The 20,492-nt window shown below is 64.2% G+C and carries 20 protein-coding genes; 11 read left to right on the top strand and 9 right to left on the bottom strand.

Annotation, left to right across the window (positions count from 1 at the left end):
• Together EKM57_RS20820 and EKM57_RS20815 are read left to right on the top strand one after the other, a co-directional pair.
• Positions 1-701: TCP-1/cpn60 chaperonin family protein (locus EKM57_RS20820; RefSeq protein ID WP_305849917.1), on the top strand; the 701-nt coding region annotated here is incomplete at its 5' end.
• A gap of 13 nt (positions 702-714) precedes the next feature.
• Entirely contained in the window at positions 715-1,002 is a 288-nt protein-coding gene (locus EKM57_RS20815; RefSeq protein ID WP_129794460.1) for a hypothetical protein, read from the top strand.
• A gap of 178 nt (positions 1,003-1,180) precedes the next feature.
• Here EKM57_RS20815 and EKM57_RS20810 read toward each other — a convergent pair whose 3' ends face one another.
• Together EKM57_RS20810 and EKM57_RS20805 are read right to left on the bottom strand one after the other, a co-directional pair.
• Positions 1,181-2,296 (bottom strand): PAS domain-containing sensor histidine kinase, encoded by a 1,116-nt coding sequence (locus EKM57_RS20810; protein WP_129794459.1) that lies wholly within the window; start codon positions 2,294-2,296, stop codon positions 1,181-1,183.
• Positions 2,289-3,023 (bottom strand): alpha/beta fold hydrolase, encoded by a 735-nt coding sequence (locus EKM57_RS20805; protein WP_206185528.1) that lies wholly within the window; start codon positions 3,021-3,023, stop codon positions 2,289-2,291. The genes EKM57_RS20810 and EKM57_RS20805 overlap by 8 nt, the downstream gene beginning before the upstream one ends.
• A 345-nt stretch (positions 3,024-3,368) precedes the next feature.
• Here EKM57_RS20805 and EKM57_RS20800 point away from each other — a divergent pair, with 345 nt between their 5' ends.
• Positions 3,369-4,010: an MEDS domain-containing protein gene (locus EKM57_RS20800; RefSeq protein WP_129794457.1), complete on the top strand. Its 642-nt coding sequence runs from the start codon at positions 3,369-3,371 to the stop codon at positions 4,008-4,010.
• 50 nt (positions 4,011-4,060) lie between these two features.
• Positions 4,061-6,352, top strand: a complete 2,292-nt coding sequence (locus tag EKM57_RS20795) for an ATP-binding protein (RefSeq protein ID WP_206185527.1) — start codon at positions 4,061-4,063, stop codon at positions 6,350-6,352.
• A 221-nt stretch (positions 6,353-6,573) separates the two neighbouring features.
• Here the strand turns inward: EKM57_RS20795 and EKM57_RS20790 are convergent, their stop codons facing one another.
• On the bottom strand, positions 6,574-7,470 hold the full coding sequence (locus tag EKM57_RS20790; protein WP_129794456.1) for an iron-containing redox enzyme family protein: 897 nt from the start codon (positions 7,468-7,470) through the stop codon (positions 6,574-6,576).
• 312 nt (positions 7,471-7,782) lie between these two features.
• Between EKM57_RS20790 and EKM57_RS20785 the strand changes: the two genes are divergently transcribed.
• Both EKM57_RS20785 and EKM57_RS20780 read left to right on the top strand, forming a co-directional pair.
• Positions 7,783-8,217, top strand: coding sequence for a GtrA family protein (locus EKM57_RS20785; RefSeq protein WP_165357591.1), 435 nt, complete (start codon positions 7,783-7,785; stop codon positions 8,215-8,217).
• Between the two features lie 189 nt (positions 8,218-8,406).
• A complete protein-coding gene (locus tag EKM57_RS20780; RefSeq protein WP_165357590.1) occupies positions 8,407-9,636 on the top strand; it encodes a sensor histidine kinase in 1,230 nt (409 codons plus the stop codon).
• Between the two features lie 65 nt (positions 9,637-9,701).
• On the opposite strand, the gene EKM57_RS20775 is transcribed toward EKM57_RS20780, so the two are convergent.
• The 4 genes from EKM57_RS20775 to EKM57_RS20760 form a co-directional block, all read right to left on the bottom strand.
• Positions 9,702-11,636, bottom strand: coding sequence for a PAS domain-containing sensor histidine kinase (locus EKM57_RS20775; RefSeq protein WP_129794453.1), 1,935 nt, complete (start codon positions 11,634-11,636; stop codon positions 9,702-9,704).
• Between the two features lie 102 nt (positions 11,637-11,738).
• A complete protein-coding gene (gene ispH, locus EKM57_RS20770) occupies positions 11,739-12,764 on the bottom strand; it encodes a 4-hydroxy-3-methylbut-2-enyl diphosphate reductase (RefSeq protein ID WP_129794452.1) in 1,026 nt (341 codons plus the stop codon).
• Between the two features lie 63 nt (positions 12,765-12,827).
• On the bottom strand, positions 12,828-13,247 hold the full coding sequence (locus EKM57_RS20765; RefSeq protein WP_129794451.1) for a DUF2141 domain-containing protein: 420 nt from the start codon (positions 13,245-13,247) through the stop codon (positions 12,828-12,830).
• Positions 13,192-13,938, bottom strand: a complete 747-nt coding sequence (locus EKM57_RS20760; RefSeq protein WP_129794466.1) for a sterol desaturase family protein — start codon at positions 13,936-13,938, stop codon at positions 13,192-13,194. Before EKM57_RS20760 ends, EKM57_RS20765 begins: the two co-directional genes overlap by 56 nt.
• 65 nt (positions 13,939-14,003) lie before the next feature.
• On the opposite strand from EKM57_RS20760, the gene crtY reads away from it, so the two are divergent.
• Genes crtY through EKM57_RS20745 form a run of 3 tightly spaced genes read left to right on the top strand, consistent with a single transcriptional unit; the run spans position 14,004 to position 17,561 of the window.
• On the top strand, positions 14,004-15,170 hold the full coding sequence (gene crtY, locus EKM57_RS20755; protein WP_129794450.1) for a lycopene beta-cyclase CrtY: 1,167 nt from the start codon (positions 14,004-14,006) through the stop codon (positions 15,168-15,170).
• A complete protein-coding gene (locus EKM57_RS20750) occupies positions 15,167-16,645 on the top strand; it encodes a phytoene desaturase (RefSeq protein ID WP_129794449.1) in 1,479 nt (492 codons plus the stop codon). Before crtY ends, EKM57_RS20750 begins: the two co-directional genes overlap by 4 nt.
• Positions 16,629-17,561, top strand: coding sequence for a phytoene/squalene synthase family protein (locus EKM57_RS20745; protein WP_129794448.1), 933 nt, complete (start codon positions 16,629-16,631; stop codon positions 17,559-17,561). Before EKM57_RS20750 ends, EKM57_RS20745 begins: the two co-directional genes overlap by 17 nt.
• Here EKM57_RS20745 and EKM57_RS20740 read toward each other — a convergent pair.
• Positions 17,535-18,050 carry a sterol desaturase family protein gene (locus EKM57_RS20740; protein WP_129794447.1) on the bottom strand — a complete coding sequence of 172 codons (516 nt, stop codon included), beginning with the start codon at positions 18,048-18,050 and terminating at the stop codon, positions 17,535-17,537. The genes EKM57_RS20745 and EKM57_RS20740 overlap by 27 nt on opposite strands.
• Before the next feature lie 8 nt (positions 18,051-18,058).
• Positions 18,059-19,279 carry a sulfotransferase gene (locus EKM57_RS20735; protein ID WP_165357589.1) on the bottom strand — a complete coding sequence of 407 codons (1,221 nt, stop codon included), beginning with the start codon at positions 19,277-19,279 and terminating at the stop codon, positions 18,059-18,061.
• Positions 19,280-19,818: 539 nt separating this feature from the next.
• Here EKM57_RS20735 and EKM57_RS20730 point away from each other — a divergent pair.
• Both EKM57_RS20730 and EKM57_RS20725 read left to right on the top strand, forming a co-directional pair.
• Positions 19,819-20,196: a PRC-barrel domain-containing protein gene (locus tag EKM57_RS20730; protein WP_129794445.1), complete on the top strand. Its 378-nt coding sequence runs from the start codon at positions 19,819-19,821 to the stop codon at positions 20,194-20,196.
• Positions 20,197-20,211: 15 nt separating this feature from the next.
• Positions 20,212-20,472, top strand: coding sequence for a hypothetical protein (locus EKM57_RS20725; RefSeq protein WP_129794444.1), 261 nt, complete (start codon positions 20,212-20,214; stop codon positions 20,470-20,472).
• The last annotated feature ends 20 nt before the right edge of the window (positions 20,473-20,492 follow it).

Raw genomic sequence — 20,492 nt, 5'->3', positions numbered from 1 at the left:
CGCTGAACATGCTGGGCCAGGCCAAGCGCGTCACCATCGACAAGGACAAGACGACCGTCGTCGACGGCGCCGGCGGCTCCGAAGCGATCAAGAACCGAATCGACGCCATCCGGGGCCAGATCGAGCGTTCCGACAGCGAATATGATATGGAGAAGCTGCAGGAGCGGCTGGCGAAGCTCGCCGGTGGCGTCGCGATCATCAAAGTCGGCGGCTCCTCGGAATTGGAGGTTCAGGAGCGCAAGGACCGCGTCGACGATGCGCTCAGCGCCACGCGCGCTGCGGTCGAGGAAGGGATCGTCCCCGGCGGCGGCACGGCGCTGCTCTATGCCTCTAAGGCTCTGGACGGATTCGCCGGCGCCAATGAAGAGCAGACACGCGGCGTCGATATCGTCCGGCGCGCACTCCAATCGCCCCTTCGCCAGATCGCCGAAAATTCTGGCTTCGACGGCGCCGTGGTTGCCGGCAAGCTGATGGACCAGGACAACCGGAACTTCGGCTTCAACGCCCAGACCGAGGTTTACGAGGATCTCGTCGGTTCCGGCGTCATCGATCCCACGAAGGTCGTTCGCTCCGCGCTGCAGGACGCAGCGTCGGTCGCCGGTCTCCTCATCACCACCGAAGCAGCCGTCGCCGAACTCCAGGAGGATCAGCCTTCCGCCTCCTCCCAGCCCACCGGCTCTACGGGTGGCATGAGCTACTGAAGGAGAAACGGCGATGAGCGACAAGATGACCATTGTCGGGGCGGCGCGCCCGCCCTCGGAAGCGCCTGGTGTCGTACCGGGCCTTCTCCTCCACAAGTTCGTTAAGAACGACAGCTGGCGGGGCGCGCTCACCGCTGACGCGACAGGCGGGAATTTGCCGCATACGGGGTCGGCCTGGATCTATGAAAAACAGGTTCTCGTGTCGCCCGGCGATCGCCGGGTCGGAGCGACTCCCCTCCAGATAACGAACGGCGTTTCGGAGCGCGGATACTTCCTCTTCCCGATCAGCGACGACGTCTAACCGGGCGTCCGGCTACGGCAAGGAGGGCCATGATGCCTACCGGGGACGCACGCCTGGGGGCGCCGCATCCCTGCAGCCGCCGCTGGACAGGCGAACGGCGCGAGAGCCATATCGCGCTGCGCCTCCCCTCCGATCGGCCAACCATGCGATCGGTGCCCGCGTGGCCAGGCTGAAGAACCTATTGAGCCGCCAGGGGCATGGTGAAGGTGAAGCGTGTCTCCTCCTCGCCGGACGACACCGTCATCGTCCCGCCGTGCGCCTTCGCGATCTCGCTGACGATGAAGAGGCCGAGCCCTAGGCCGTGCTGGCTCTTTCGCACGGCGCCCCGGAAGAAAGGCTGGAATAGCTGCGCCATCGCGGCCGCCGGTATCGGTTCACCGCCATTCGCGACCGAGAAGACGAAGCAGGACTCGTCGGTGACCGCCTCTACCTTGATCGGAATGTCGGGAGCGCCGTGCGTGACCGCATTCGAGAGAAGATTCTGAGCCAATTGACCGATGCGGGCGCGGTCACAATAGATCGGCTCCTCGAGCGCGAAATGCTCTTCTATCGATCGGTCCGGAAAGATGGCTCGCACCTCGGCAACGACCTGCGCCAGAACCGGAGTGAGCGGCTGCTTGCGGTCCGGCGAAATCGGAAGTCCGCCGCCGAGGCGGCCGCGGGCGAAATCGAGGACATCGTCGATCAGCGCGGAAGCGCGTGCGGCGCCCGCTCCCATCTCCCTGGTGATGAGGCGGCCGCGTTCGCTCAACGCCTCGCCCTCCTCGAGCATGCGAACGCCCGCGGCGATCGCGGCCAGCGGGTTGCGCAGGTCATGCCCGAGGACGGCGATGAACTGTTCGCGTAAGGTCGCGGCATCCTGCTCCGCCCTCGCGGCTGCCTCGGCTTTGACCCGCGCTTCCACCAGGCTCCGTTCATATGTGCGCCGGTCCACTGCCTTGAACAGCGTCAGCCGCGTGAAATGATGCTGTCCGGCTGATCCGCGTTTCTCAGCCGCGTTGGCGATCACCGGGATCTTGGTGCCGTCGGAACGCAGGAGGTCCAGCGCGATTTCGTGCACGAAGCCCTGCAGGCGAAGCAGCGGAGCCAGATGGGTTTCGTAGGCTATCCGGCCCCCAAAGCTCAGGAGCTCGAATATCGGACGTCCGAGCAGCTGAACCGCCGAGATGCCGAGCCAGTCGGCCAGAGTGCGGTTCACCTTGACGATGCGTGCGTCGGGCGAGAGCGATACGTAGCCGCACGGTGCATTCTCGTAGAGGTCGGCGAGATCCTCGGTGGGACGAATCTCAGACAAAGGCGCGGATCGCCGCCGTCACCTCTTCCGGGGCGCTCAGATTCGGGCAGTGGCCCGTGGCATTCAGCATGACGAAGCGGCTGTTCGAGATCCGCTCGTGCACATATTCGCCCACGCTCGGCGGAGCGATAATGTCCTCGCGGCATTGCAGGACGAGCGTGCGCGCCTTGATATTCGGCAGGTCCGCACGGTTATCCGACAGGAAGGTCACGCGGGCAAACTCCCTCGCTATATCCGGGTCGGTGTTGCAAAAGCTGTTGGTCAGCGCTTCGCCAAGCTCCGGGCGGTCCGGATTGCCCATGATCGCCGGCGCCATCGCTGCCGACCAGCCAAGATGATTTTCAGCCAGGAACTCGAGCAATTCCTCCACCTGGCTCCGGGAGAACCCACCGAAATAGCCTTCGTCATCGATGTATCGGGGAGAGGGCCCGACCATGACGAGGTCGGCGAACATGCCGGGCGCCTTCAACGTGGCCAAGGCGCCGATCATGGCGCTTACGGAGTGGCCGACGAACACCGCATTGGTCAGGCCCAGGGCGTTCCCGATCTCCACCACATCGTCGGCATAGCCTTCAAGGCTGCCATATTTTGCCGGATCGTAAGCCGAAAGGTCGGAGCGCCCGGCACCCACATGGTCGAACAAGACCACTCTGAAGTCGGGTTCGAACGCCCGGGCGACGCTCCCCCACATGTGCTGATCGCAGCCAAATCCATGGGCGAACATCATGGCGCGCGAACCGCTGCCCGAAACGTTTACGTTGTTGCGAGTAAGGACCATTTTGCGGCCCGTAGCACAATGGGTGGCGACGTCCTAACGGTGGCCGGCGGACGGACACCGGTCGGACAACAGCGTGCGCGCGGCTGTCGGAAAAGGCTCCGCCGCAGCCTGCGCCTCCTCGGCGTAAGGCCCACGTCTTTGGACCTGACTTCGTACCTCGGCCCGAGCTTCACCGGCGCGTTGCGCCGCTCTTTTTCTCCGCATGTTGTGACTGCCATGCGAGGTAGACATGCCGCCACGGCAATAGCATAGGACAGCGTCGGGGGGGGGAGTGAGTGAACACAGGAGACCCGCATGAGCTCACGTCCCCAGACCGATGACGCGTCCCTTCCCGTTCGGCTTGCCGGTCGAACGCTCAAGGAGGCTCGCCACGTCTGCGCCTTCTTCAACTCTCGGGAGGAGCAGAACAAGATCCTCATGCCTTTCTTTCAGGAGGGCTACGAGCGGGGCGAGAAGCTCTTTCACATCGTCGACTCGCGACTTCACGACGATCATCTCTGCGCCTGCGCGGACTGCGGCATCGACGTCGAGGCGGCCCAGGAATCGGGGCAGCTCGAAGTCCTTCACTGGGAGGACGCCTACCTGAAGGACGGATATTTCGACGGCGACCGGATGGTCGCGATTCTCGAGGAAATACTCGAATCCAATCGCGCCAAGCACAAGCTCACCCGCCTCATGGGCAATATGGAATGGGCGTTGGAGGCGGCGCCTGGGGTCACCGACATTGTCGAGTATGAGGCGAAACTGAATTATATCATCCCGAAATATCCCGACCCGATTGTCTGCGTGTACGATCTCACCAAGTATAGCGGCAGCGTCGTGATGGACATCCTGCGCACCCACCCGATGGTGATCATCGGCGGCGTTCTCCAGGAGAATCCGCTCTACGTTCATCCGGACGAGATGCTGCAAGAGCTGAAGCAGCGCGCGGCCTGAACCTTCAGCGGCTGGACCTGTGTCGCATCGATACCGTTGATGCCTGATTGATGCTGTCAGGACTCGACCTCAGCGATGGAGAGACGCACCGGCGCGCGCTTCGCGACGTCGTCGCGCTGTCGACGCTCCCCGCCATGTGGTTCGGAGCGCCGCCGCTCAGGATAGCGGAAAGCCTTTCGTCGGCGCTATTCACCACCTTGCAGCCGAAGCTGGTCTGCGTCGCCTGCGCCAGCGCGAGGGATGGTACGCCCGTCGCTGCCGCGCAGACGGGCCGGTACAGCAGCGACCCCGAGCTGGCCGAAAGGCTGGCGCCGGCTGTCCTTGCCTGGGCGCGCGTCCACGATCCGGACGAACCCTTGGTCGCGCCGGACCCGTTCGGCTCGGGAAGTTTGCGGCTCAGCGTCCGAGCGGTCGGCCATCATGCGGAATTCGGCGCCATAGCGATCGCGTTTCCGCCGGAGGGGGAGCCGTCCGCCACCCAGCAATTGCTCATGAGCATTGCAGCGACTCAGGCGGCGACCGCCGTCCAGAACTACAACCTGCTCGGTTCTCTCCGCAGCGAAAGCCAGACGCTGGAGATCCTGAACCGGACGGGCGCGGCCCTTGCCGCCGAACTCGACCTCCAGTCCGTCGTCCAGCGGGTCACGGATGCCGGGGTCGAGCTCACCGGCGCCAGGTTCGGGGCCTTCTTCTACAATGTCCTCCGCGAGTCCGGCGAGAAATACCTGCTATATACCTTGTCGGGCGCCGCCCGCTCCGACTTCGAGAAGTTCGGCATGCCGCGCGCCACGGCGGTGTTCCACCCGACGTTCATGGGGGAGGGAATCGTTCGGTCCGACGACATCACGCGCGACCCGCGCTACGGCAAGAATGATCCCCACTGGGGAATGCCCGCAGGCCACCTACCGGTACGAAGCTACCTCGCCGTGCCGGTAACGAGCCGTTCCGGGGAGGTGATCGGCGGTTTATTCTTCGGTCATACCCAGCCTCGCCGCTTCAACGACCGGCACGAGCGGCTGATGATCGGGATTGCCGCCCAGGCGGCGATCAGCATGGACAATGCGCGATTGTTCCAGGCCGTCCAGAAGGAACTGGCGGAGCGCGAGCGCGCCGAAGCCGCGCTGCGGGAGCTGAACGAGACCCTTGAGCGTCGCGTGTCCGAAGAGGTCGACCGGCGTGCCCAGGCGGAGGACGCGCTCAGGCAGTCGCAGAAGATGGAGACGGTGGGCCAGCTCACCGGCGGCATCGCCCACGACTTCAATAACCTCCTTCAGATCGTGACCGGCAATCTGGACATATTGTTGCGCAATCTGCCTGACAGCTCGCCGCGCCTCCGCCGGTCGGCCGAGAATGCCCTCAAGGGCGCTACCCGGGCAGCGACACTGACGGAAAGGCTTCTCGCCTTTTCACGGCGGCAGCCGCTCAACCCGAAACCGACCGATATCAACAAGCTGGTCGCGGGAATGTCCGAGCTGCTTCACCGCACCCTCGGCGAGACGATCGAGGTCGAGACGATGCTGTCGCCCGATCTGTGGCCCGTCGAGGTGGACCCGAACCAGCTCGAAAATGCTCTTCTCAATCTGGCGGTCAATGCGCGCGATGCCATGCCCGAGGGAGGCAAGCTCACGATCGAGACCGAGAATGGCCACCTGGATGAATCCTATGTGGCGCAGAACGTCGAAGTGATGGCCGGGCCGTATGTCGTGATCTGCATCTCCGACACCGGCGAGGGCATGGACGCCGCGACGGCAAGCCGCGCCTTCGAGCCCTTCTTCACCACCAAGGAAGTGGGTCGGGGCACCGGTTTGGGCCTCTCGATGGTGTACGGCTTCGTCAAGCAGTCGGGTGGGCATGTGAAGATCTATTCCGAGCTTGGCGAAGGCACGAGCGTCCGGATCTATCTGCCCCGGCTCGACGGGGGCCAGGCGCCTGACGAAGAAGTCGTGCCCGCCCAGGCGCCGGAAGGCACGCGCGAGGAGACCATTCTCGTGTGCGAGGATGACGACGACGTCCGCACCTTTTCGGTCGAGGTGTTGCGGGAGCTCGGCTATCGGGTCCTGGAGGCGCATGACGGGCCTTCGGCGCTGCGGCTGCTGGATCGTCAGGAGGGGAAGGTCGACCTGCTTTTCACCGACGTCGTGCTGCCGAGCGGCATGACCGGCGCCGTTCTGGCGGAGAGGGCCAGGGCACTCAGGCCCGACCTGAAGGTCCTGTTCACGACCGGCTACGCCCGCAACGCCATCGTTCATCAGGGCCGGCTCGATGCGGGGGTCGAGCTCATCACCAAACCGTTCAGCGTTCCTGACCTCGCCGCCCGGATCAGGGACCTTCTGGACCGTTAGCCCGAGCCGGATGTGGAGCGGACGTAGAACTCCAGGTCCGCTAGCTGCCCGTCACACGGCTCCCGCGCCTGCGTCGGGCCCGGCCGTCGTCCCCTGACATGCATGCCGAAGCGCCGCGGCGCGCGTCAGCCTGCAGGCGGTCTCATGGCCGGACGAGGTCGCGGCCAAGCCGCGCAACCCTAGCGCGCAGTGAGTGACGTGACGCGACGTACGGCTGTGACTCAGCTCCAGAGCGTCTGCCGATAGCGCTCGAAACAGCGCGCACCGGCGGTGAGGCGGATCAGCGCGCCCTCCGCGAATGCGGTCGCGCGACGGGGATCCTCCGCGACGAGCGGCGCGAACACCTTGGCGTTCCAATCCTCGCTATGCCTGACGTCGAGCACGGCATGGAGCTCGAAATAGCGACGCGCCTTTCCGCCGAAGCCGAGCCTTTTCAGGCCATCCGCGGTCGCCCGGCTTCGCCCGGGCGCTGTCAGCTCGATGGCGCCGAGCGCGCCGATTGCGTGCCAGGCATAGCGCCGGCTCGTCGCCATCGCCGTCATCGCGTTAGCCAGCGCCAGGCTCTCCCAGATGGTCTCGTCGATCTCGACCTCCAGCTTCAGCTCGGCGACGAGGGCGTCGAGCATCGGTCCATGCATGCCCTTCGGATTCCCGCGGCCCATCTCGTCCCAGTAATTGTTGGCGAGCTCCATCTTCGCGGATGCCGGCACCTTGACCTGGGCAAGCGCGGTCAGGTCCTCGAATCCGGCCTCGCCCGCGGCTTCCTGCGACAGGAAATATCTGAAATCCTCCACGTCCGCCTCGGCGGCAAGCCAGGGAAAGAGCGGATCGCCCTGGCCCGGCCCGGTGGCCTTGAGCTCCTCGAACCAGGCGAGGAAACCCTCCACGTCCGTCGGGGCCGCGGCGGCCTGCGATGCGATCTCGAGCCTCAGCTCCTCGAGGAAGGCCCCTTCGAACCGCTGCATCCGAAGGTCTTCGTCGAGCTGCTTTTGCCAGTCCGGAGTAGGAAAGGCTGGTGCGAGCCGTCGGCGATTCCAGTGCGCGAGCGCGCGCTGGAAGCGCGCATTGAAGAATTGTGAAGCGCCGCGGGACGCCTCACGCATTGGTTTTGTTGCCATTTTTGCCGACTTCGATGTAAGGAAGGGTCGCAGGCAGAACCGCCGTTCCGGCGAAACGTTCCCGCTCGACGATGAAACGTTCCCGCCCGAGGATGAAAGGTCATCCCGGTCGGCACTCAAGTGCGCGAGAGGCGGGCGGTCGGCGCCAACGGCCGAACCAGGCGCCTTTGACATAGCGGCCCCCGGGGGCCCTCGCTGATGCTGCCCCGAAACGAGACCTTCTTTCGGCTGAAGCGCACCGCCACTACGCGCTCGGGCAATGGCTTGGCACCCGCGGACGCGGCGCGCGTTACCCGCTCGGGATGGTCAGTCGTGAGCTCTGAAGCAGGCCGCCTCGCCGCGGCCGGGACCAAGGTGGCCGAGAGCCGCAGCGCCAGGCTGTTCGGCCGCAACACCGTCGCCAGCTTCTTCGCCTTCGGGATCGACATCGCACTGCTGTGGACGCTGGTTGAGTTTGCCGGGCTGACCTATCTGCCCGCCGCGGCCTTCGCGTTCCTGTTCGCGATGAGCGTCCATTATATCCTTTCGCGGATCTGGGTCTTCAAGCAGAGCCAGCGAGGCCTCGCCACGGGCTATCTCTACTTCCTGATCAATGCCGGCATCGGCCTGGTCGTGACGCTCGGCGTATTCTGGGCCCTGATCAATATTCTCGACGTCCAGTACCTCATAGCTCGCGTCATCGCCTCGATCATCGCTGGACTTCTGGTCTTCTTTCTCAACGCCGTATTCAACTTCAAAGCGATCTAATCCTCCTCCCTAGCAGTTGAAGTTGCTCCGATGAGGGGGAGCAGCGATCGCGACGCCGAACGAGACGTGAGCGCTCTTGCCGGCTCTGCCGCGGGACGTCCTCCCAGCCGGCATCCCAGCCATGCTTGATCTAAGTTCACGCAGCCCACCGCGCGCCATGCTATGTCTACGCGGAAAGGGGGGGATGCAATGCAGGCGAAGCCTCTCCAAAAAGACGACATATTGATTACGCCGGATCTGTACCGGCGACTGCGCCGCCCCGCTCAGCTCGAGGCGGAGCTCGATGCCTATCGCGAGCTCTCGTCCCTCATGACGGTCGATCCCGAACTCGCGATCCATCGCTTCCTCGAAATCGCGATCGAACTGTGTCCGGCAGCGTCTTCGGCCGGTCTCAGCGAACTGGTTCATGAAGGTGGGGAGTATCTGTTCAGATGGACGGCGCTTAGCGGAGCGCTGGCCCAACATGTCGGCGGCACCACGCCTCGGGACTTCAGTCCGTGCGGCTTATGCCTCGATCAGCACCACACCATTCTCGTCGAATGTCCGGCCAGAGCATTCCCCTACTTCGAGGAAGCCGCTCCGGCCATTGTCGAGGGCCTGATCGTCCCACTCTACGATACGGGCAAGCGACCGCTCGGAACGCTGTGGGTGACGAGCCACGATCCCGAGATGAAGTTCGACGCCACCGACGCGCGCGTGGTGGAGCAGCTCGCCGTTCAGCTGGTCCTGGCCATCAAGCTGCGTCGCAAGGCCAAGGTGCTGACGGATCTGGAGCGGATGGTGAATGAGAACGACTTGCTCGTTCAGGAAGTTCATCACCGGGTCAAGAATACCATTCAGATGACCTCCGCGCTCCTGCACCTGCAGCAGCGTACCGTCAGTTCCACCGAAGCGCGAGCGGCGCTCAAGGAAGCGCAGACGAGGCTATTGGTGCTGGCGAAGGTTTACGAGGCGCTCCTCACGCCGGCCGAGAATGGCCATTCTCGCGACGTCGACGTCGTCTCGCTCGTCGAGACTCTCATGACAGCCTTGTGCGACAGCGTTTCTCCTGCCGGTCGGATTTCGCTCGTCGCGGAGTGCGATCCGCTGTCTCTTTCGGCGAGCGAAGCCGTACCCATCGGCCTCATCGTCAACGAAGCGGTCACGAACTCGCTCAAGCACGGCTTCCCTGACGGGCGTTCCGGGGAGATCAAGGTAGAGCTCCTGCATCTCGGGAACAGCTGCACCCTGAGAATAAGCGACAATGGCTGCGGCTTTGAAAAGCCGGCGCGTCAAGGGAGCCTGGGAATGCGGCTCATCCAAAGCCTCGCCCGGCAGCTTGGCGGCGTCCTCGAGATAAAGGGACAGGTAGGGACCGTAATCAGCGTCACGTGGCAATGCGTGCGGGAAGTCCCGGCCGTGGGACAGGTAGTCAGCTAGCATAGGGTGCTCGGCCCCGGCGCAGAGGCGAACCCAAAGCTGGAAACGCTTGCCCCGGCCGACCGTTAAGCTGCCCTTTTGACGGCGATCACGTCCGAAATGGCTCGAGAAAGATCGTGCTCCTTGAAGGGCTTGCCCAGTTTCGGCACCGATGTCCCCGCACCTTCCGGTAGGCTGGCATAGCCTGACACCATGAGGACCGGGAGCGTGGGCTGGCTGGCTAATATATGCTGCGTCAGCTCTTCGCCCGTCATTCCCGGCATCGCATAGTCCGTTATGATCAGGTCGACATTATGCCGATCGAGCATCTGGAGAGCCTCGGGGCCTGAATGCGCCTGCAGCACTTCATGTCCGAGCTCCATCAGCATGGCTGCCGTATTCTCGAGCACCAGCGGATCGTCATCGACGGCCAGGATCACGAGCGAGTCGACCGTGACGGCATCCTCCGGTTCGGCCGGAGCGGCTCCCTGGTCGCTCTCAGCCTCGGTCGTATCGACTCGCAACCAGATCTCGGCCGTGGTTCCCGAGCCCGGGTCGCTGCTCAGAACGAATTTGCCGCCGCACTGTCGGGCCAGCCCGTGAACCATCGGCAGCCCTAGTCCCGTCCCCTTGCCGACACCCTTGGTCGTGAAGAACGGCTCAGGTGCCTGGGCCAGCGTCTGTTCGTCCATGCCTTCGCCCGGGTCGGTCACGGAAAGCCGTACATAATCGCCTGCCTCCAGATCGTCCTCAGGCGCGACGACGCTCTCGCGTTGGGCGGCGATCGTGATCGTTCCGCCGTGGGGCATCGCGTCCCGAGCGTTCACCACAAGGTTCAGCAATGCCAGTTCAAGCTGTCGCGCGTCTGCCTGCACGTGGGGAAGGATGAGGGGAAATCGCGTGTCGATGGTGACACCGGGGCCGATCGTTCGCTGCAACAGCTCTGCCATCCCGCGGACCAGGTCGGAAAGATCGACGGCCTCGAGCGCCAACTCCTGCTTGCGGGCGAAAGCGAGCATGCGCTGCGTCAGAGAGGCTCCCCGCTCCGCAGCCTTGATGGCGTTGGTAATGAGGCCGGAAACGTCGACACCCTGCTGCAACCGACGTTGTGCCAGCGTCAGGCTGCCGAGTACCACCGAGAGGAGATTGTTGAAGTCGTGAGCGACGCCGCCGGTAAGCTTACCGACCGCCTCCATCTTCTGCGCCTGGAAGAATGCCTCCCTCGTCTTTTCGAGTTCCTCCTGCGCGTGCTTCCGCTCGGTCAGGTCGCGGGTGATCTTCGCAAACCCGAGGAGTCTTCCGTCCGGCGTCTTGATCGGATCGATGACGACATTGGCCCAGAACCGGGTGCCGTCCTTGCGCATCCTCCACCCCTCCGCCTCGAAACGGCCCTCGCGTTCGGCCGTCTGCAGCGCGATTTTCGGGATGCCGGCCGCTCGATCCTCTTCCGAATAGAAACGCGAGAAATGCTCGCCGATGATCTCGTCGGCCTGATAGCCTTTGAACCGCGCGGCGCCCGCGTTCCAGCTGCTTATCTTTCCCTCGGGATCGAGCATGTAGATCGCATAATCGGTGACGCTTTCGACGAGGAGCCGGAACCGCTCCTCGCTGCGGCGAAGCTCTTCTTCAGCCGCTTTGCGCTCGGTGAGATCGCGAGTGACCTTCGCAAAGCCTACGAGATTGCCGTGGCGGTCGCGGATGGCGTCGATCACCACATTGGCCCAGAAGCGCGTTCCATCCTTCCGAACCCGCCAGCCTTCCGCCTCGAAGCGCCCTTCGCGCTCGGCGGTCTCGAGGGCAATTCTCGGAATTTCCCGCTCGCGATCCTTGTCGGTGTAGAATCGAGAGAAATGTTCGCCGATGATTTCGTCGGACTCATAGCCCTTGAAGCGGCGCGCTCCCGCATTCCAGCTCGTCACCTTCCCCGTCGGGTCGAGCATGTAGATGGCATAATCGATGATGCTCTGAACGAGCAGCTCGAAGCGGCCCTCGGTGCTTGAAGGTTGTTCGGAGTGGATCATGAGGTCCCTGTACGCGCAAAGCCGAGAACCGTAACGAGAATTTGTACCCGGCTGTTCCGCGTCGGTTCCGGGGGCAGCGGAGCGCAACGAGAGGTCTGTTTTTCAGCCGCCAGAGGTTCTGAAGTTCCCGGGTCGAGCAGGGCCGTCGATCTTCATCGGCTTGAATACCGCGCTTTCGCGCGATCGCCCAACCTCCTCGACGTGGATGTCAAAGCGTTCGCGAAGCGCCTCGACGATTGCCTGCACGGTGGATTCCGGCGTCGAGGCGGCCGCGGTGATCCCTAGGAAGCGGCAATGTTCGAGCAATGCCCAGTCCACGTGGGAGGCGTTCGCGACCAATTGCACCGACGGGCAGCCGAACGCCCTCGCGACCTCGGCCAGGCGAGAGGCATTGGATGAAAAGGCTTCTCCGGCAACGATGATGGCATCCACCTTCGGCACCATTTGCTTCACGGCTGCCTGGCGGTTCGTCGTCGCGTAGCAGATGTCACTGCTGGCGGGAGCCTTGATGTCCGAGAACCGCTTCTTGAGGGCGCCCACGATTTCGGCGGCGTCGTCCACGGAATAAGTGGTCTGAACAGCATAAGCGACCGGTGCATCCGGAGCGAGCGTGAGCGCTTCCACCTCCTCGATCCTCGCCACGACGGTCGCCGTCTCGTCAGGGATCTGGCCAAGGGTTCCAACGATCTCCGGATGTCCGGCATGACCGATCAGGACGACGTGCCTTCCATGGCGGTGATAGTTCGCCACCTCCCGGTGCACCTTGGCGACGAGCGGACAGACGGCGTCGAAATGCCGCAGGCCAAGCCTTTCGGCCTCCATCGTGACGCTTCGCGCGACCCCGTGCGCCGACAATATGACCACCGCGCCTTCCGGAGCCTCGTCGAGTTCCTGGATGAAGATTGCGCCCTTTGCCTCCAAGGACCGGACGACCGCCAGGTTATGGACGATGGCGCGCCTGACGTAGACCGGCGGTCCGAAGCGCTCCAGCGCCTCCTCCACCGCATCTATGGCTCTTCGGACGCCGGCGCAAAATCCGCGCGGAGCGGCCAGCAGGACATTGAGGCGGCCACGCACCGTTGTGGCGCTGCTTGCCTCCTCGGCTGAAGCGGGGATGCGTTTCGGCATGATGTTCTTCTGTCCCCCCTGCGAAGCAGGCCTAGGAGGCCCAAAGGACGGCGTTCACACACACTAGAGGATATAACGCATACGTATCACTTGGATGTTCCGTCCTGGCGTCAGCGTAAAGCTCGCCTCGCCGAACTCGGGCGGCCCGAACCGCACCGGGGCATTACGCGAAAAGCCATATCCTTCGCGCGGTATCCTCACGAGCGTATCGAGCTGGCCATTGGCATTTTCATCGTGAACGATGGCCAGCGCATAGGTCCCGCCGGCCAGATTCCGGAAATGAAGCTGCCCCGCCTCGCTCGCCGGTGCGCTCAGTCTGAACGCCAGCGGATCCGCCTTGCAGTTGGGGAAATGCGCCTGGTCTCGCGTTAGACAGGCATGCACCAGCCCGCGCCCGTTCCGCAGCGCCTCGACCTGGACGTGAAGTTCAGTTCCCGACGATCCGGCGGGGGGCGACGCGGTCGAAGTCGCCCAGGCCCCCATCAGTACCGCAAATCCGATCCCAGAAACGGAAATAGAGCCCATAATTGCACCTGTACTCGCGATGATGCCGTTGGTGATGGCTGGCGGTAATCAGCCAGTTGCCGGCGCGGCCCTGCACCAGCCGTCGGGGGAAAATCTCCCATCCCATGTGATTTGTCACCCCCATGACCGTCATGACCGTCAGGACGACCAGGAGTGCGGCGGCGTGGATCGGAATGAAGAGGACGAGTGCTGGAATGACGATCGCCCCGGTAAGGGCTTCCAATGGGTGGAAGCTCATCGCGGCCCAAGCGGTCGGCGGTCGGCTCGCATGATGCACGGCATGGGCGATGCGGAAAAGCTTCGGCCGGTGCATCCAGCGATGCGTCCAGTAGAACCAGGTGTCGTGCAGGAACAGGTAGACCAGGATGGAGACGGGAATCCACCAGAGCGGATAGTCGCTCACGTCCAGGTAGATTCGGGTCCAGCCATGTTCCTGCCATCCCCACGCGACGAGACCGGCGGGAATGCCGTAAATGGCCCCGCTCGCCAGGGACCAGCCTATCTCCTTCCTGATCTGCTTTTCCTGGCCGGCATAAAGGCCGGGCAGCCGTCGTTGCGTCAGCCAGGCGAAACCGCCGCTCACGGCCAAGTAGCGGCCTGCGATGATCGCAACCATTGCGAACGTGGAAAGCAGGACGGCGAGGACCATTTCCATAAGCGCGCCCTTACAACAATGATTAGCTTGGGGCGACGCACTTCCTTAAGAGCGGGCCGATGGGGCAAGTGGCAGACAGGCTGATCATAGCCGGCGGCGGACTTTCCGGCTGCTTCGCTGCGCTTGCCTTGGCGAAGCTTAGGCAGGACGTGCCTATTCTGCTCCTCGAGAGCGGGCAGACCTTCGGCGGCAATCACACCTGGTCGTTCTTCGAAACGGACGTGGAAGAGGATTCGCGCTGGCTGGTGGACCCGCTCGTCGCCGCCCGTTGGGACGCCTATGACATCCGTTTCCCCAAGCGCCGGCGCACGCTCGGAACTTCCTACAACAGCGTCACGTCGGACCGGCTGGATCGCACCGTGCGAGATCGGCTGCGGCCCGACCAATATCGGCTCGGGAGCCGGATCGAAGCGGTCGCCCCGGACCATGTGCGGCTGGCTGGAGGAGAGAGGATCGCTGCCGCCGGAGTCATCGACGCCCGCGGGCCGGCGAACCTTTCGGTGCTGGAGCCCGGATGGCAGAAGTTCGTCGGCTGCGAATATCGTTTCGATCGCCCCCACGGGCTCGTCCGGCCGATCGTGATGGACGCGACCGTAGACCAGGCGGAGGGCTACCGCTTCGTCTATTGCCTTCCTTTTTCCGATACGCGCATGCTGGTGGAGGACACCTATTACTCCCTCTCGCCCGCACTCGACGTCCCTACCCTCCGCAAGCGAATCCGCGCTTATGTCGAAGCCAGCGGATGGAAGGGGGCAACGCTGGAGCGCGAGGAGACGGGGGTCCTTCCCGTGGCGATGGGCGGCCAGGTCGATGCACTTTGGAAGGATCTTCCCGGCGTGGCCAAGCTTGGGCTGCGCGGCGGCTTCTTCCATCCGACGACCGGCTATTCGCTTCCCGACGCGGTGCGGATGGCGGTCCTTGCAGCCCGGCAGGCGGACCTCGGCGGCGCCGCTCTTCACCACGTATTTCAGCGCGAAGCGGCGCGGCTCTGGAAAGAGCGGCGATTCTACCGATTGCTCAACCGCATGCTGTTCCGCGCCGTCGAACCGGCGCAGCGTTACAAGGTTCTCGAGCATTTTTATCGACTTGATCCCAACCTCGTGGCTCGTTTCTATGCTGGTCGGTCCAGCCTTGCGGACAAGGTCCGCATCCTGAGCGGCAAGCCCCCGGTTCCGGTGGGCCGTGCTTTGGCGGCCCTCCTCGGCCAAGGGAGTCACTCGGAATGAAGCGGGCGGCGATCATCGGCGCCGGATTCGGTGGCCTCGCGCTCGCTATCCGCCTCCAGTCGGCCGGGATCGACACGACCATCCTGGAAGGCCGCGACCGGCCTGGCGGCCGTGCCTACGTCTGGCAGCGGCAGGGCTACACCTTCGACGCCGGGCCGACCGTCATTACGGATCCGGCCTGTCTTCGAGAGCTTTGGGACCTTTCCGGCAGCGACATGGCAACCGATGTCGAGCTCGTGCCGGTCACCCCCTTTTACCGCCTGAACTGGCCCGACGGGACGAATTTCGATTATTCGAACGACGATCCGGCGCTGATGCAGGAGATCGCCAAGCTGGATCCCGCCGACGTGGACGGCTACCGGCGATTCCTTCGCTATTCGGCAGGCGTCTTCGTCGAAGGCTATGAGAAGCTCGGCGCCGTGCCCTTCTTGGATTTCAAGTCGATGCTGCGCGCCGCGCCGCAGCTCGCCCGCTACCAGGCCTGGCGCTCGGTCTATTCGGTCGTGTCCGGATTCGTCCGCAACGAGAAGCTTCGGCAGGCGCTTTCCTTCCACACGCTGCTCGTCGGCGGCAACCCGATGACGACGAGCGCGATCTACGCGCTCATCCACAAGCTCGAGCGGGACGGCGGTGTCTGGTTCGCCAAGGGAGGCACGAATCGGCTCGTCGAGGGGATGGCGCGGCATTTTCAGAGGCTCGGTGGAACGCTCAGGCTGTCCGATCCGGTCGTCGCGATCGAAGCACGCTCGGATCGTGTCACCGGAGTCACCTCGGAAAGCGGCTGGCACGGCGATTTCGACGCGATCGCCTCCAACGGAGACGTGGTTCGAAGCTATGAGCTCCTTGGCCGCCACCGGCGGGGCGTGAAGGCCGCCGCGAGGCTCAGGAGGAAACGCTTCTCGCCCTCCCTCTTCGTCCTTCACCTCGGCGTTCGCGGCGAGTGGCACGCCATCCCGCACCACACCATCCTGTTCGGCCCACGCTATCAGGGTCTGCTCGGGGACATCTACGACCGGGGGGAGCTTGCCGACGATCCGTCGCTCTACGTTCACCATCCTACGGTGACCGATCCGGACATGGCGCCCGCCGGATGCTCGACCTTTTATGCGCTCGCGCCCGTGCCGCACCTGGGCAAGCTCCATATCGACTGGAGGGCGGAAGGGGCCGCTTATGCCGACCGCATCCTTTCCATCCTGGAGGCGCGGCTGATGCCGGGGCTCCGCAGCAGGATCGAATTGTCCTTTCATTATACGCCGCAGGACTTCGCGGACGACCTCGGCGCGCACCTCGGCTCCGCCTTCAGCCTCGAGCCGCTCCTGACGCAGAGCGCCTATTTCCGGGTGCACAACCGGGACGATGAGCTCCGCAACCTCTATTTCGTCGGTGCCGGGACACATCCCGGTGCCGGCATACCGGGCGTCGTCGGCAGCGCGAAGGCGACGGCAGGGCTGATGATCGATGACCTCGGCGCCTGAACGCGAACGGATCGTCGCTTATGCCCGACAGGCGATCGAGAAGGGGTCGAAATCGTTCCGCTTCGCCAGCCGCCTGTTCGACCGCCCAACACGGGTGCGCGCCTGGCTTCTCTATGCCTGGTGCAGGGCCTGCGACGATTTGTCCGACAGTCAGTCCTACGGCCATGGCGCCAGTGCCGTGGCGGACCCGGAAGGACGGCTGGCCTACATCAAGGAGCAGACCGAACGAGCCCTGTCCGATCGGGAGAGCCTGGATCCGGCCTTCGATGCGCTGCGGCTCCTGTCGGCCGAATGCGCGCTCCCGCGGCGATTCATCGAGGATCATCTGGCGGGCTTCGCGAGGGATGCCGCAGGCTGGGCACCCGTCACGGAAGAGGATCTGCTCTCTTACTGCTATCAGGTTGCGGGTGCAGTCGGCTGCTTGATGGCGGTCCTCATGGGCATCTCCCCGGATGACGAGGAAACGCTCGATCGTGCCGCCGATCTCGGCATTGCTTTCCAGCTCGCCAACATTGTCCGCGATCTGGGCGAAGACCATGCGATCGGCCGCTGCTACCTTCCCGCCGAGTGGTTGGCCGAAGCGCACCTCTCCCGGAGCAATCATATGGACTCGATCAACCGTGAAGGGCTGGTGGTCGTTGTCTCCCGGCTATGCCGCCTCGTCCGGGCCTATGAGGCTTCGGCGCGCGTGGGCGCGGCACGGCTGCCCTTGCGATCCCGCTGGGCGGTGCTTTCCGCGGCGCGCATCTACGGCGCGATCGCCGGCCAGGTGGCCGAGCGTGGCCCGGCGGCGTGGGACAGCCGCACGTTCGTGTCGAGATCGGAGAAGCTGAAGCATGTCCTGGCCGCGGCGCGAGAGGCGCTGGCCAGTCCCGAGCCCGTCGATCGATCAGGCCTCTGGACGCGTCCGCGCTGACGGTGTCCTGATGCCCGCATGCCCTCGGCGCGCAAGCTCCGCCTTGAGGACCTGCGGCCGCGGCGCCCAGATGAAGCCGAAACTCACCGACCCGTCCTTCGTCTCGGTCGCATGATGCAGCCGATGGGCCTGAATTATCCGCTTCATGTAGGCTGATCTGGGCAGATAGCGGTGCCCGACCCGCCGGTGGACGATGACGTCGTGAAATCCGAAGTAGATGGCGCCGTAGGCAGCGATTCCCGCACCTGTCCAGATCGCCCAACTGCCCCAACCGAGATTGACGCCGCTATGGATCAGCAGGACGGAGGGAATGGCGAAGATGAGGGCGTAAAGGTCGTTCGCCTCGAACAGGCCCTCCCGCTCGCGATGATGGCTCTTGTGCAGGAACCAGCCCGGCCCGTGCATCACCCACCGATGCGCGGCATAAGCCACGACCTCCATGGCCAGGATGGTGAGAAGAAAAAGGAAGATGCCGACGGGCCAGGTCATTGCGTCCATTATATAGGAAAGGGGTGGCCGGGCCCAACCTCCTTGCGAACCGTATCGGCGTTCAGACCGAAATCTTCGAGGCGATAGCTGTGCTTTCGATAGCCGCTCCTTGCCGCCTTGCTCAGGTAAGCCTGCATGTTGCGCTCGACCTGAGGCGTCAGGTCGAGATTCAGAAAGGCATAGATGCGCCGCATCTCGCCGCGCCAGTCGCGGTTCACGTCGTCGAACGAGACGTCGATCTGAGGCACTTCGGGGCGGGACTGGCGCACGGCCGCGCAGATCCGGCTCCTGCGCGCCGTCTTGTACAGCCATTCCGCGCCGATCCAGCGCCGATCCGCGGCGTCGGATTGTACCCTCATCTGGTTCCAGACGAGGGACGCCGACGATCCGACCACCTCGACGGGGTCCCGGTGAAGGCAGATCAGCCGTGCGTCCGGGAAAATATCCAGCAGCACGTCCAGATCCTCCATGAACTGAGGCGCTTTCAGGACCCAGGGCTTGAGCGTGCCGCCGCGCGTCCAGGCGATCGTTGCCACGAGCCGTTTCAGCTCCTCATAGACGCCCGTCCGGCTTTCTCCCTCCCATTGGCGCGCAAACCCTGGCACGCGCCACTGCGCCTCCAGTTGCGCTCCGTAGAAAGAGAAGCTGAGAAGCCCGAACACCTCCTCCACCGCCCTGGCCGATGTCGGGTGGACCGCGCGCAAGGCGGGATTGAGGAAGTTGAGCAGTCTGAGCTCCGCCCAGCTTCTCGCCACTCTGAGACCCAGCCCCGCCGGCGGTGCCGGGTGCATCACCTCGTAGAAGCGCGTGTGGTTCAGCCGGTGGTCGCAGCCGAGGAGTCGCTGGATCCGCGTCGTCCCCGACCGCATGTGCCCCAGGACGATCACGGGCATGGCGACGGGGAGCGTAAGAATGGCGGGCTCCGATTTCCACTGTCTCCAAACCGATTGCCTCTGCTGAAGCAGGCCTTTCAGCTGCACGTAGGCGAATGTAAGGCCGATTTCGTTCAGCCGCGCCTCCTGCGCCAGGCTCAGGATCAGCCGCTCGAGCGCGGCGCGCCACGGGGCTGCCGGCTGCGCGCCGAAGCTCTCGTCCAGCGCCGCGGCCTTCGCGCTGACTTCCTCGAGGTCCGGCCTGGGCAGGAGCCCCTTCTCCCAGGCTTTCGACAGTAAGGAACCGACTCGCCGTGGCCTCGCGCTAAACGCGTCGCTCCCTGGCGGGGTCATCATCGAAAGCGCCCATTGAGACGGAGATCCGCAACGGGAGGTACCGCATTCCGAAAGGCGGCGCAGGCGCCCCCTGCATTCCCGACGGCGCCCCTGTGCAGACGCGGAATGCCCATCATGGGGAGCCGTCGAACCCATTTACCCGAAGGTAGAAGCGCGCCTCGACGGGGATCGCCGATGCCCGCGCCTCCATCAGGGCCAGCAGGGTCGAAGGTTTGACCACCCCATTCTCCACCCTGACCATGGTCTAGCGGCAGCTTCCACGCAGTCCGGGCTAGGCTTGCGCAAGGCGGAACCGCGTCCAACGACGTTGGGGCCGCCCAGCCGCCGAGGCACGTAACCCGGACGGTTATAAATGGGAAGATCGTCTCCGTCCCCGCTCGCCCGCCCTGACCTATGCAAATCGACGGGGCAGCTGTGCGGGACGATCGAAGGGAGGGCCGCCGTCACTTCTTGGCCCCGTCGTCAGCAAGAGCGGAACGGAGAGACGGACTGATCCGTTCCCCTCATATCCCCATAACCCGAGCAGAGGAGATGTCGAAATGGCATTCGACAATGACAAGAATACGATCGAGCGCGACGAGACTCATGAGATGATCTCGTCCGAAAAGGTCGACGGCACGGTGGTCTACAATCGTGACGGCGAGCGGCTCGGGACGATCCACCACTTCATGGTCGGGAAGCGCGACGGCCGCGTCCGTCATGCGGTGCTGAGCTTCGGAGGCCTGTTCGGCATGGGCGAGCGCTATCATCCCCTGCCGTGGGACGTGCTCACCTACGATACGGAGAAAGGCGGCTACGTCGTCGACCTCGACAAGGACCGGCTGGAGGGCGCGCCCTCTTACGAGCGCGATCAAGAGCCCGCATTCGATCGCGCTTATAACGAGCAGATCTTCGGCTATTACGGCGTCGCCTACTAATTCGGGAGGCGGGCGTTGATTTCGGGGCGGGCGGCCGGGGCCGCCCGCTACCGGCCTTTCACCATCAGCGGCCTGGCAAGGTTGGACCGGCTTCCGATAGAGGGTGAACCTCAGGTCATCATCGCGGCTCCACGCCTGAACCAGATCCCGGTGGCACTCGATCCGCTGCTCGCCTCGATGATGCGGCCTGCCGGTATTGGTGGTTCTACGCGTTCGGTCCTCTGCCGCTTGCTGGCCGAACGCCAGCAGATCCATCAATCTTCGTTCGCCGCTTGAGGAACGAAGTCATGTCTCCC

Origin of the sequence: Sphingosinicella sp. CPCC 101087, assembly GCF_004151485.1 — a bacterium.
Lineage (GTDB): Bacteria > Pseudomonadota > Alphaproteobacteria > Sphingomonadales > Sphingomonadaceae > Allosphingosinicella.
The sequence above is the reverse complement of the archived record's forward strand: the minus strand, read 5'-3'. Positions and strand labels throughout refer to the sequence as shown.

Coding starts and splice junctions, on each gene's coding strand:
- EKM57_RS20800 (WP_129794457.1), top strand. CDS start 3,369: ATGAGCTCACGTCCCCAGACCGATGACGCGTCCCTTCCCGTTCGGCTT.
- EKM57_RS20790 (WP_129794456.1), bottom strand. CDS start 7,470: ATGGCAACAAAACCAATGCGTGAGGCGTCCCGCGGCGCTTCACAATTC.
- EKM57_RS20775 (WP_129794453.1), bottom strand. CDS start 11,636: ATGATCCACTCCGAACAACCTTCAAGCACCGAGGGCCGCTTCGAGCTG.
- EKM57_RS20745 (WP_129794448.1), top strand. CDS start 16,629: ATGACCTCGGCGCCTGAACGCGAACGGATCGTCGCTTATGCCCGACAG.
- EKM57_RS20735 (WP_165357589.1), bottom strand. CDS start 19,279: ATGATGACCCCGCCAGGGAGCGACGCGTTTAGCGCGAGGCCACGGCGA.
- EKM57_RS20795 (WP_206185527.1), top strand. CDS start 4,061: ATGCTGTCAGGACTCGACCTCAGCGATGGAGAGACGCACCGGCGCGCG.
- EKM57_RS20730 (WP_129794445.1), top strand. CDS start 19,819: ATGGCATTCGACAATGACAAGAATACGATCGAGCGCGACGAGACTCAT.
- EKM57_RS20750 (WP_129794449.1), top strand. CDS start 15,167: ATGAAGCGGGCGGCGATCATCGGCGCCGGATTCGGTGGCCTCGCGCTC.
- ispH (WP_129794452.1), bottom strand. CDS start 12,764: ATGCCGAAACGCATCCCCGCTTCAGCCGAGGAGGCAAGCAGCGCCACA.
- EKM57_RS20740 (WP_129794447.1), bottom strand. CDS start 18,050: ATGACCTGGCCCGTCGGCATCTTCCTTTTTCTTCTCACCATCCTGGCC.
- EKM57_RS20815 (WP_129794460.1), top strand. CDS start 715: ATGAGCGACAAGATGACCATTGTCGGGGCGGCGCGCCCGCCCTCGGAA.
- EKM57_RS20780 (WP_165357590.1), top strand. CDS start 8,407: ATGCAGGCGAAGCCTCTCCAAAAAGACGACATATTGATTACGCCGGAT.
- EKM57_RS20765 (WP_129794451.1), bottom strand. CDS start 13,247: ATGGGGGCCTGGGCGACTTCGACCGCGTCGCCCCCCGCCGGATCGTCG.
- EKM57_RS20760 (WP_129794466.1), bottom strand. CDS start 13,938: ATGGTCCTCGCCGTCCTGCTTTCCACGTTCGCAATGGTTGCGATCATC.
- crtY (WP_129794450.1), top strand. CDS start 14,004: ATGGGGCAAGTGGCAGACAGGCTGATCATAGCCGGCGGCGGACTTTCC.
- EKM57_RS20805 (WP_206185528.1), bottom strand. CDS start 3,023: ATGATGTTCGCCCATGGATTTGGCTGCGATCAGCACATGTGGGGGAGC.